This is a genomic window from Falsiroseomonas sp. (assembly GCF_051860665.1).
Classification (GTDB): Bacteria; Pseudomonadota; Alphaproteobacteria; order Acetobacterales; family Acetobacteraceae; genus Falsiroseomonas.
Window position 1 is genome coordinate 120,256 of record NZ_JBHYDM010000014.1, and the last position, 9,505, is coordinate 129,760.

At 72.7% G+C, this 9,505-nt stretch carries 8 protein-coding genes; 7 read left to right on the top strand and 1 reads right to left on the bottom strand.

What is annotated here, in order from left to right:
• Window positions 1-241: 241 nt before the first annotated feature.
• The 5 genes from ACTIF1_RS15870 (at window position 242) to ACTIF1_RS15890 (ending at window position 5,296) form a co-directional block, all read left to right on the top strand.
• Window positions 242-892 carry a hypothetical protein gene (locus tag ACTIF1_RS15870; RefSeq protein ID WP_439597410.1) on the top strand — a complete coding sequence of 217 codons (651 nt, stop codon included), beginning with the start codon at window positions 242-244 and terminating at the stop codon, window positions 890-892.
• Between the two features lie 69 nt (window positions 893-961).
• A complete protein-coding gene (locus ACTIF1_RS15875) occupies window positions 962-3,319 on the top strand; it encodes a glycosyl hydrolase family 28-related protein (RefSeq protein WP_439597411.1) in 2,358 nt (785 codons plus the stop codon).
• Window positions 3,319-4,581: a phage head spike fiber domain-containing protein gene (locus ACTIF1_RS15880; RefSeq protein WP_439597412.1), complete on the top strand. Its 1,263-nt coding sequence runs from the start codon at window positions 3,319-3,321 to the stop codon at window positions 4,579-4,581. Before ACTIF1_RS15875 ends, ACTIF1_RS15880 begins: the two co-directional genes overlap by 1 nt.
• 24 nt (window positions 4,582-4,605) lie before the next feature.
• Window positions 4,606-4,875 carry a hypothetical protein gene (locus ACTIF1_RS15885; RefSeq protein ID WP_439597413.1) on the top strand — a complete coding sequence of 90 codons (270 nt, stop codon included), beginning with the start codon at window positions 4,606-4,608 and terminating at the stop codon, window positions 4,873-4,875.
• A gap of 46 nt (window positions 4,876-4,921) precedes the next feature.
• On the top strand, window positions 4,922-5,296 hold the full coding sequence (locus tag ACTIF1_RS15890; protein ID WP_439597414.1) for a phage tail fiber protein: 375 nt from the start codon (window positions 4,922-4,924) through the stop codon (window positions 5,294-5,296).
• 56 nt (window positions 5,297-5,352) lie between these two features.
• Here ACTIF1_RS15890 and ACTIF1_RS15895 read toward each other — a convergent pair whose 3' ends face one another.
• Window positions 5,353-6,558 carry a glycosyl hydrolase family 8 gene (locus tag ACTIF1_RS15895; RefSeq protein ID WP_439597415.1) on the bottom strand — a complete coding sequence of 402 codons (1,206 nt, stop codon included), beginning with the start codon at window positions 6,556-6,558 and terminating at the stop codon, window positions 5,353-5,355.
• A gap of 405 nt (window positions 6,559-6,963) precedes the next feature.
• On the opposite strand from ACTIF1_RS15895, the gene ACTIF1_RS15900 reads away from it, so the two are divergent.
• Together ACTIF1_RS15900 and ACTIF1_RS15905 are read left to right on the top strand one after the other, a co-directional pair.
• Window positions 6,964-8,349 carry an ATP-binding protein gene (locus ACTIF1_RS15900; protein ID WP_439597416.1) on the top strand — a complete coding sequence of 462 codons (1,386 nt, stop codon included), beginning with the start codon at window positions 6,964-6,966 and terminating at the stop codon, window positions 8,347-8,349.
• 139 nt (window positions 8,350-8,488) lie between these two features.
• Complete coding sequence (locus ACTIF1_RS15905) at window positions 8,489-9,151, top strand: HD-GYP domain-containing protein (protein WP_439597417.1); 663 nt, start codon at window positions 8,489-8,491, stop codon at window positions 9,149-9,151.
• The last annotated feature ends 354 nt before the right edge of the window (window positions 9,152-9,505 follow it).

The window sequence follows — 9,505 nt, forward strand, 5'->3', positions numbered from 1 at the left end:
ATACCCAAGCCTCCAGGAATTTGTTCTTGACATGTTCCTGCAGGGCCTGTAGTCAGCACCCACCAAGGGGCGAGTTGCGTCCAGCTTCATCCCCCTCGCGCTGCCTGCCGCCCTCACGGGGCGGCTCCCAGTCCCAAAGGCCCGCGGCGCCCTGGATCTAGGCTTTTCTTCTTCGCCCATCCCCCCGGGGCGCGCCGCCGCGCGCGCCCTGCCCCGACGCGCATCCGAACGGAGGCCATGCATGCCCTTCAACAACACGGAACTGGTGCCGCTGGTGACCAACAGCGGCTTCACCATGTGGCTCTACCGCACCCCCGACACCCGCGCCGATGCGCTGACACCTGGCTATTTCGAGCCCGCCGCGACGCGGCTCGAAACCGGGGACATCATCGTGCTGCTGTCCTCCGATTCGGTCTCCTTCCTGCCGGTGCGGGTGGGCGATGTGGTCGCCTCCGGCCTGGTGCTGGATAGCGCCGCCGCGCCGTTCCGCGTCTATGTCTCCGCGGGGCAGACCTTCTCGGTGACGCAGACCGCGACCGCGGTGGCGATGACCGTCATCCTGGGCCCGCTCGCCGCCGGCATCCTCTCCAATGGCACGGTGCAGGCCTCCGCCACCCTCGCCGGCCCCGTCACCGAGGTCGCCTTCAGCATCAACGACGCCGCCGGCACCACGGTGCGCGGGCCGACGCTCGCCACCGTCACCGCCGGCGCTGCCAGCGCCAGCCTGCCGGCGCCGGCGCCCGGCACCGGCTACCGCCTGCGCGTGGTCTCCACCAGCGACTCCGCGGTGGCCGCCGTCTCGCCGGCCTTCAGCGTCACGCTGCCCTTCGGCCTGCTGCTGCAGGCCGGCGGCACGCTGCTGATCGAGGATGGCAGCCGCCTGCTGGTCTGAGACGCCGGCACGCCAGAGGCGTGACCTCCCCTCGCCCTTCCCCGCACCCGATCCGGAACCGAACACACCATGGCCGACGCCAAGATCTCAGACCTTCCGGCTGCCGCGGCGCTCGCCGCCGCCGATATCGCGCCCATCGTGCAGGGCAGCGGTGCCGCGGCGGAAACGCGCCGCGCCACCTTCGCCCAGATCACCGCGGGCGTGCATGCGGAACGCATGTTCCATGTCCGCGACTTCGGCGCCGTGGGCAATGGCACCACGGATGATGCCGCGGCCATCCAGGCCGCCATCGATGCCGCCGCCGCGGCGGGCGGCGGCCTCGTCCGCCTTGGCCCGCGTCGCTACCGCGTCACTGGCGCCGACCTCGTGCTGAAGGAGAATGTCTGCCTGGAAGGCCCCGGCTCCTTCCCCGGCGGGCAACGCGCTTCCGCCGACTACCGCAATATCCCGGGCACGCTGCTGCTGTCCTCCGCCCGCACCATCCAGGTGCTGCGCGCCAGCACGCTCCGCGCGCTGACGCTGATGCGCGACGGGCTGGGCGCGCCGCCCGCCTCGCTGCGCGCTGCCGTGAACCTGCGCAACGACATGGCGGGCACCGCCATCACGGTGGGCGGCGCCACCGGCGGCCACCACGATGCGCTGATCGAGGACCTGCTGATCCTCGGCTTCGACCTGGCGATCCGTTCCGACAACAACCAGCGCCTGAACGTGCGCCGGCTGCGCGGCGACAACCGCAACGGCATCTATCTCAGCAATACCCGCGACATCAGCCGCATCCACGACGTGCATTTCTGGCCCTTCCTGACCGGCAATATCGGCGGCATCTCGCTGTACCAGCGGGCGCTTGCCGCCGTGGCCAACAACGGCTCGGGCGCGGTCCGGATCACCACCACCACGGCGCATGGCCTGGTCACCGGCGACGTGGTGAACACCTACGGCATCGGTGGCGTGCCGCCCGCCAATGGGCGCTTCACCGTCACCGTCATCGACAGCACGCGCATCGACCTGCAGGGCTCCGCCTTCTCCGGCAGCTGGGCCGGCAGCGGCTCCCTCTCCGTCTGGAACAACCGCCGCTTCGGCACCGCCTTCCGGATCGAAGTCAGTGACGTCGCCGAATTCATCAATTGCTTCTGCTACGGCTATGATCGCGGCTTCGACCTGGGCAACGGCGCGCAGTCGATCCAGCTGCACAATTGCAGCGTCGACGACAGCCTGTCCCTGAAGGACCCCTTCACGGTCGGGGCGCTGATCCAGGGCACGGCCTTCCGCACCAAGTGGGTGGGCGGCTTCATCAGCAGCCAGGCCACCGCCATCCGCGTCAACTCCACCTCCAGCACCCAGGGCGACAACCAGTTCGTCGGCGTGATGGTGGGTGGCGATGGCGCCGGCCGCACGGTGGAGGTCTTCGACGGCGGCCTCACGCTCGTGGCCTGCGACCTGCCGGCGGCGCGAGTCTACCTGGCCAGCAGCGGCGACAGTCTTTCCGTCGTCGCCTCCGACACCCGCTCCACCACCTTCGAGGCGCAGACCAACGCCGACCTCGGCCGCATCGCACTCGTCGGCAACCGCCTGCAGGCGCTCGGCTCCTCCCCCGACCAGGCCAGCGCCCTGCTGCGCCGGAGGTCGGAGGCGCTGGGCGCGGAGCTCGACCTGGAGAATCAGGACGGCAATATCAGCTACCGCCTCAGCCTCGACGCCGGTGCGACGGCGCCGCTCACCATCGGCGGCGATGTCGACGTCAATCCGAATGGCGGCATCGTCCTCGGCGCCGCCTCCTCCATGACGGCGCCGATGAAGATGACGCTGCGCCGCAGCTCCACCACGCCGGCGGCGGGCCATGCGCTGGGGCAGGTCGCCTTCAGCGGCCGCAACCTGGCGGGGACGGAGACCGAATTCGCCCGCGCCGGTGGCATCAGCGAGGCGGTGACGACGGGCGCCGAGGCCGGCGCCTTCGTGGTGGAGACGCGCAACGGCGCGAGCCTCGCGGAACGCTTCCGCATCTCCGCCACCGGCACCGTGACGCTGACCGGCCCGCTGGTGCTGCCGGCGGACCCCACCACGACGCTGCAGGCGGCGACCAAGGGCTATGTCGATGCGCAGTTCACCGCGCGGCGGCTGCCGGTGGTTGCCACCTCCGGCGCCACGGCGCTGACGCTGGCCGCGCATAACGGCCGGCTGGTCAGCGCCAATACCGGCACCACGCTCAGCATCGCCTGGTCGGCGACCGGCGATGGCTTCTCCTGCCTCGTCGCCAATCGCGGCACCAGCGATCTCGCCATCACCATGTCGGGCTTCACCGCGACGACGCCGACCAACCCGGACGGGCTGACCAGGATCCGGGCTGGCGGGCTGGCCACGCTGCTCGCCTTCAGCCCGGATGGCGGGACGACCAAGGTGCTGATGCTGGCCGGCGCGGGGGCGCCCTGATGTCGACGCCCCTGTTCAGCGCGCTCGGCTCGCTGGCGCCGCCCTGGCGCCACCTGCCGATGCGGGCGGCGCTCCCGCCCGGCGTGGCGCTGGCCCGCGCCCAGGTCTCCTCCCGCAGCACGGTGCTGGAGGAGGATGGCCAGACCTTCGCCGAGGTGCTGGCCGACCTGCCACGCTTCAGCGGCCCGGCGCGGCGCCTGCTGCTGGAGGGCCAGCGCAGCAATGCGCTGCGCAATCCCCGCGGCGAGGGCGGCACGCCGGGCAGCAGCGCGCTGCCGACCAACTGGACCAGCGTCATCGCCGGCGGCCTGTCGCGCACCTATCTCGAGCCGCGCAGCGAGGCCGGGCTGCAGGGCCCGCGGCTGCGGCTGGAGGGCACGGCCAGCGGGTCCTCCAGCACCTTCGCGCTGGAGGGCACGACGCAGATAGCCGCGGCGCAGGGCCAGTCCTGGACCTTCTCTGCCTCGCTCCGGCTGGTCTCGGGCACGCCTGGCACCATCAGCATGCGGATGATCTGCCGCGATGCGGGTGGTGTGTCGGTGTCCTCGCCCGCGCTCAGCGCCGTGGTGCCGACCGGTGACCTCATCCGCTTCGAGCGCAGCTTCGTGCTGCCGGCGGATGCGGCCATCGCCTTCCTCCAGCCGGCGCTGCAGATGAGCATGGTCACCGGCCAGGCCTACGACGTGGTGCTGGATGTGCTGGGTGCGCAGGTGGAACGCGGCGGCTTCGCCTCCACCCCCATCCTGCCCGCCCCCGGCGCGCCGGCGGCCAGCACCCGCGGCGCGGACCTGGCCAGCGTCGCACTGGCCTCGCTGGGGCTGGGCGGTGCCTGCACCCTGCTCTGGTCCGGCCTGCTGCCGCAGCTGGCGACGGCGGAGGCGGACCAGACGCTGCTGCAGCTGGACAATGGCACGGACAGCCACCGCATCTCGCTGCGCAACCTGGCGCCCGGCGGCGGGCTGGTGGCCGGGCGCGTGCTGGCGGGTGCGGCGGCGGATAGCCCGAGCCTCGGCAGCATCACCCCCGGCACGCCCTTCCGCGCCGCGCTCGCGATCGGCGGCGGGCGGGTTGCCGCCAGCCTGGAAGGCGGCACCGTGCAGGTGGTGACGGATGGCCCGGCCAGCGGGCTGACGACGCTGCGCATCGGCAACAACGCCGCCAATACCGCCGCGCTCTTCGGCCAGGTCGGCAGCCTTGCCTTCCTGCCCTTCGCCGTGCCGGACGCCGCCCTGCCCGGCCTGGTCACCACCCTGCCGCTCTGACCCCGAGGACCCAAGGACCCGACGATGACCGAATGGACCATGATCTGCTGGCTGGGCCCGCCGGAGGCGAGCCTGGCCGCGCTGCGCAGCCTTGGCTGGCACGGGCCGGAGGAGTCGCCGGCGGAGGCGGCCGATCCGCGCGTCGGCGGCTTCATCCCCGCCCCCGGCACCGCGCCGCAGACCTTCGATGGCATCGCCTATGTCGCGGTCGCGGCCAATGCCGCGATCGCCACGCCGCCCGGCCTGGCGCCCGCCGGGCCGGAGCTGTTCCGAGCCCTGCTCGGCGGCTTCTGAGCTTCCACCAACCCTTCCCTTCAACCCGCGCCCGAGGATTCACCGGATGACCGACCTCACCGACCACGCCAAGAACCTGCTGGCCCGCGCCCTCTGCGCCCGGCTGCCCACCCTGCCGACCGCCGTCTTCGCCGCGCTCGGCACCGGCGGCAGCGATGCCGCCGGCCTGACCGGGGAGCCTGCCGGCACCGGCTATGCGCGGCAGCGCGCGACCTTCACCGGCACCGGCCCGCAGCGGAATGTCGAGGCGATCCGCTTCACCTTCACCGGCGCCGCCGGCACGATGACCCATATCGGCCTGTTCGACGCGGTGACCGGCGGCAATCCGCTGACCTGGTCGGCGCTCGAGACCCCGGTGACCGTCGCCGGCCCGGGCACCGTCACGCTGACCGGCAATGCGCTGATCGTGACGCCGCAATAGCCGGGCTACGCCGCCGCCGGTCCGGGCGATACGCCGCCCGGGCCGGTGCGCGCGCCTCAGCCGCCGATGCGCAGCGCCGCCGGCCAGATGCTGCGCAGCCAGCGGCCGGGGGCGGCCTCGGCGCCGGGGGCTGGCGGCTGGGTCACCAGCAGCGCCCCGGACCCGCAGGCGCCTTCGGTCAGGCCGCGCTCGGCCCAGGCGATCCGCGCCTGCAGGGTCAGCACAGCCGGGTAATAGGCGGCAGCCTCCGCCACGCCCGGCAGCGCCTCCGGCCGCCCGCGCCCCGCGAGGGTGGCGGCGGCGAGTTGCAGGATGGCGCGCTGGCCGGTGTCGGCGGGATAGGGCGCCACCGCATTGCTGCGCAGGTCCACCCAGGCGGGCGGCGCCGCATGCGCCGGGTCCTGCCAGAAATCCACCGCCGCGCGCAGCGCCGCGGCCTGCGCGTGCCCGCCCCAGGCCAGGTTCAGCGGCACCCGGATGGCATCGTAGGAAAAGCGGGCCGGCCAGCCCTGCGCCGGCGCCGGCCGCGCCGCCCCCCGCGACAGCGCCACCCAGTCGGCCGGCAGCCGCCAGCGGCCGAAGCGTGCCTGGTCCACCAGTGCCAGGCCATCCTCCTCCAGCGCCCGCCATTGCGGCGAGGGCTGCAGCCGCGCCAGGACGCGAAAGGCGGGGGTGATATAGTAGCTGGGATTCACCACCACATGATCGGGCTTCAGGAAGCCCTCCGCCCCTGGCAGCAGCAGCGTCTGGTCGCCCTGCTGCAGCACCACCCGCCGCAACAGGTCGCGCGCCATCTCGGCCGCGAGCGCCCGGTAGTCCGGCCGCCCCCAGCGCTCCGCCGCCTCGGCCAGCGCCCAGGCCACCAGCAGGTCGCCGTCGCTGGCATTGTTCAGGTCCGGCACCGGGATCGGCGCGCCGGGGCGATAGGCCCAGGCCAGCAGCTGGTCGTCCGGCCGGCGCAGCACGGCGCGTGTCCAGGCCAGGATGCGCTCGAAGCTCGGCCGGTCGTCGAAGCGCACGGCGAAGAGCAGGCCCGCGCCCTGCCCCTCCGAATGCGAAATCCCGCCATTGCCCGTGTCGCGCACGCGACCATCCGCATCCAGGAAGCGCCGGCGGAAAGCCAGCCAATCCCCGATCACCGCGGCGGCGGCGGCCTGCCGCGGCAGGCCCGCGCCGCTGGCGCCGAGCCCGGCGCCAAGCCCGGCCGCGAGGAACTGGCGCCTCCCCGGGCGCGCCGCGGCCATGCGCTGAAGGGTCGGCATAGGTGAAGTGCGGTGCATCATCCCAAGGTCCCTTCGCATACGTTTCGATGGGAACCTGGTTAACGCCCGGCCTCGCGGCACGGCCATCCAGCTTTTGTACGAAGTTGTAGGCGGCGCGCCCGCCGAACTGTAGGTTGTGTCATGCGCCCAGGTGCAACCAGATCTGTTTCAATGGCGGCGAGCCGCCAATCCGGGGCTTGCAGGGCCCTCCGTAGCCCGGCCGACGCGCCTCCACGGCCGGGCGGGCGCGGCCTGGCGAGGATGGGCCGGGGCCGGATCACCTTTCCTTACCCTTCCCGTCGCCCGCACGACGGCACCCGGTGGCAGGATGTGAGAATGGAAACAGAGGTTTCGGCCAGGCCGCCAGCGGGGGATGCGCAGCCGCCGGCATCCTGCGCGGCAGGCTTGTTCCGCCTGGACCGGCATGGCCGGATCCTGGCGATGGATGGCACGGCCGCGCGCATGCTGGGCTTGCCGTCGGGCGGGCCGGATACCCCGCCGCCAACGGGTTCCGTGCTCTGGGACCTGCTGCCGGAACTGCATGACAGCCCGCTGCAGGCGCGGCTGACCCGCCTTTTCGCCGGCGAGGGCGAAAGGCTGTTCCTGTTCCACCACCAGCCGCAGGGGCGCGACTATGCGGTGGCGGTGGAGGGGCTGGGGGCCGGCCCGGCGCCGGAGGCGCTGGAGGTGCGGATGCGCGACCTGACGGCCGAACTCGCGCCCCGGTTGCGGGAGGAACGGCTGGAGGCCGCGGCGCGGCTCGGCCTGCGCCTGGCGCACGACTTCAACAACGTGCTGACCGTGTCGCTGGGCAATGCCGAATTCCTTGCCGAGATGCTGGTCGATCGCCCGGACCTCGCCGAGGCCGCCCGACTGATGATCGAGACCGGCGAGCGCGGCGCCGCGCTGACCGCGCGCGTGCTGCAATTCGCCCGCCGGGCGCCGCCGCAGGCCAGCCGGGTGGAGGTTGCCCCGCTGCTCGAACGGCTGGCGGCCCGCCAGCGCCTGCTCGCCCCGCAATGCCGGGTGGAGGTGGCGGTGGCATCGGATACCCTGCCGGTCCTGGCCGATCCCGCGGCGCTGGAGGCGGCGCTGCAGGAGCTGTCGCTGAACGCGCTGCGCGCCATGCCGCAGGGCGGCACGCTGAGCCTCGCCGCCGGACCGGCGCCGGAGGCCGGGCTGCTGCGCCTCTGCGTGGCCGATACCGGGCCTGGCCTGCCACCGGCGCTGGCCGAGCGCTGCCTCGAGCCCTTCGTCACCGACCAGCCGGAGAGCTGGGGCGTCGGGCTGGGCCTGTCCACGGTCTATGGCTTCGCCCGCGCCAGTGGCGGCAGCCTCGACCTCGAATCCGCGCCCGGCCAGGGTACCCGCGCGCTGCTGCACCTGCCCTGCGCGACCCGCACCACCCATGCGGCGCTGACCCGGAGCCGGGAGATTCTGCTGGTGGAGGACGACGCGGCCAGCCGCGCCGGCATCGCCGCCATGCTGCGCCATCTCGGCCACGACGTGCTGGCCACCGTCTCCGCCGCCGAGGCGCTGGATGCGCTGCGCGACGGGGCCCGCCCCGACCTGCTGCTGAGCGACGTGGTGCTGCCGGGCGGCATGGATGGCGGCCGGCTGGTGGAGGCGGCGCGGGCGCTGCTGCCGGGCCTGCCGGCGCTGCTGATCTCGGGCTATACGGCACGGCCGGATGCCGGCGAGGCGACGCAGGAACGTGGCATCCGCCTGCTGTCCAAGCCTTTCCGCCGTGGCGAGCTGGCCGAGGCGCTGCGCGAGGCCCTGCCGCCATGACCCGCACCGATTCGCCGAAAGCGCGGTGCCGCCGCGCCTGCTACAAGTCCTACCCCTGCCCGACGAGACCCACCATGCATGCACACTGCGCCGCGCCCCTGACCCCATGGCCCTGAACTGGAGCGGACGGATGGACGGGATGCCGACGCCCAGCTTCCCCAACGGGCTGCGCGACCCCTTCGGGCTGGAAGCGCGCAACCTGCTGACCTCGACGACGCAGATCGAGCCGACCCTGGCCCTGCTGGGCCAGTTGCGGCGCCATCACGGGGCCAGCGCGGACCATTCGATCCGCGTCGCCCGTGTGCTGATCACCATGTGGCGGCATGCGCCCGAGCAGCTCGGCGATCCTGAGCCTTTGCTGGTCGGCGGCGCGCTGCACGACATCGGCAAGCTCTTCATCCCGGCCAGCACCCTCGCCTCCGACCGCAAGCTCGATGCGCGGGAACTGGAGCTGGTGCGGCGGCACCCGGAGACCGGCGCGCAGGTGCTGCGCCGCCTGGGCTTCCCCCCCGTGGTGGTGGCCGCGGCGCGCGATCATCACGAGCGGTGGGAGGGTGGCGGCTATCCCAGTGGCCTCCGCTCCAGCAGCCTGCATCCGGTGACCCGCGCGGTGGCGGTGGCCGATGCCTTCGTCGCGATGATCGAGCCCGGCCGTGCCTATCGCCAGCCGCGCGATGGCCATGCGGCGCTGGCGGAGGTGGCCGCCTGCAGCGGCACGCAGTTCGACCCGGAGGCAGCGGATATCCTGATCGCCAGCCTGGGCAGCAAGCCGAGCCCCGCAGAGGATATCTGCGCCAGCTGAGCCTCACTGCCGGCGCCTGCTGAAGGCCGCCGCGGTCATGCCGGGAGAATCGTCCCGCCGGCCGATGCGATGCCCTTCTGCGCAGGCGGTTCCCGCGATCGTCTAGGGGCGCGGGCCCGTTGAGACGGAGGAAACTCCCCCTGTGCGTGTGGACAACCCGATCACATTTACTATAGGTTAAGCTTGTTGAATTAATCGCGATTAGAGCATTTTCACATCAGGCGTGGATATCCTGAGTTGGCGAGGTAGTTGGCGCACTCGGCTGCGGGGAAGCGGTCGAGGCACTGGCCGATGGTGGTCCAGAGATCGTCGACGTTGCGCGGCGCTTCGGCGCGGACGAGGGCTTTGAGTTTG

Excerpts from the sequence above, each read along its gene's own strand:
- ACTIF1_RS15890 (WP_439597414.1), top strand. The coding sequence starts at position 4,922 with ATGACCGACCTCACCGACCACGCCAAGAACCTGCTGGCCCGCGCCCTC.
- ACTIF1_RS15880 (WP_439597412.1), top strand. The coding sequence starts at position 3,319 with ATGTCGACGCCCCTGTTCAGCGCGCTCGGCTCGCTGGCGCCGCCCTGG.
- ACTIF1_RS15895 (WP_439597415.1), bottom strand. The coding sequence starts at position 6,558 with ATGCCGACCCTTCAGCGCATGGCCGCGGCGCGCCCGGGGAGGCGCCAG.
- ACTIF1_RS15905 (WP_439597417.1), top strand. The coding sequence starts at position 8,489 with ATGCCGACGCCCAGCTTCCCCAACGGGCTGCGCGACCCCTTCGGGCTG.
- ACTIF1_RS15875 (WP_439597411.1), top strand. The coding sequence starts at position 962 with ATGGCCGACGCCAAGATCTCAGACCTTCCGGCTGCCGCGGCGCTCGCC.
- ACTIF1_RS15885 (WP_439597413.1), top strand. The coding sequence starts at position 4,606 with ATGACCGAATGGACCATGATCTGCTGGCTGGGCCCGCCGGAGGCGAGC.
- ACTIF1_RS15870 (WP_439597410.1), top strand. The coding sequence starts at position 242 with ATGCCCTTCAACAACACGGAACTGGTGCCGCTGGTGACCAACAGCGGC.